Source organism: Pseudonocardia sp. SID8383, from assembly GCF_009864975.1.
In the GTDB taxonomy this organism is placed as follows: Bacteria; Actinomycetota; Actinomycetes; order Mycobacteriales; family Pseudonocardiaceae; genus Pseudonocardia; species Pseudonocardia alni.
The window spans coordinates 1-955 of record NZ_WWFY01001132.1; the positions used below are offsets into that span (position 1 = coordinate 1).

Here is a 955-nt window from a genome sequence, read left to right on the forward strand (position 1 = left end):
TCGCCCGCGGGGAGCTGCCCGCCGACCCGCCCGCCGCCCGGCACCTGCCCTATCTGCTGGCGGGCGCGGTGGTGGCGCCGACGCTGCTCGACGGGCCGGCCGCCGTCGCCGACGCCGGGTACCTGCGGTCGGTCTGCGACGACGTGCTGCTACCGGCCCTCGGGGCCCGCGCGTGAGCTCCGCGCGCTCCTAGGCGGGCCCGTCGACGACCTGCACGACACCGTCGGCGGTGCCGGTGACGAACAGCCGTCCGGTGTCCGGGTCGACCGCCACCGTGTTCGGCTGGCGCACGGTGGGGATCCGGGCGACCTCCCGCGGCGTCGGGTCGGTCATGTCGTAACCGACGAGCAGGTTCGCCCCGGTCGCGGTGACCCACACGCGGTCCCGGACCGGGTCGTAGGCGATCCCGTAGGGCTCGCCGGGCAGGTCCACCCGTCCGACCTCGGCCGGGGTGCCCGCCGGGTCGAAGACGATCAGGTGCCCGCCCCGGGTGTCGGTCGCGATCATGCGGCCGTGCCGGTCGGCGACCAGGTGGGTCGGGCCGTCGCCGGCCGGGAGCTCGCGGATGCCGTCGCCGGTGGCGGCGTCGTAGACGGTGAGGGTGTTCTCGCGGACGTCGATCAGTCCGACCCGGTCGCCGACGGGGGCGAGCCCGGCGGGCTGGGTGACGTCGGTCAGCTGGCGCACCACCCGGTCCCCGCGGACCACGGACACGCTGCCACCCGCCTCGTTGGCGACGAACACGGTCCCGGCCGCCGTCCCGGTCGCGTCGTGCGCCATCGGGCCGGTCATGACCTCCGACGACACCTGGCCGCCGGGCAGCGAGACGCGCAGCAGGCCGTTCGCGCTCTCGCTCGGGACCAGCACCGGCCCGCCCGGCCCGGCGAGCTGCAGGTGGCGCAGCACGCCCGGCAGCGGCGCCCGCCCGACGACGGCGGCGGTGTCGGCGTCGAGC

1 protein-coding gene is annotated in these 955 nt (G+C 77.3%); it reads right to left on the bottom strand.

What is annotated here, in order from left to right:
* Window positions 1-189: 189 nt before the first annotated feature.
* The coding region (locus GTW08_RS27465; RefSeq protein WP_161152721.1) for a YncE family protein at window positions 190-955 on the bottom strand (766 nt) is incomplete at its 5' end.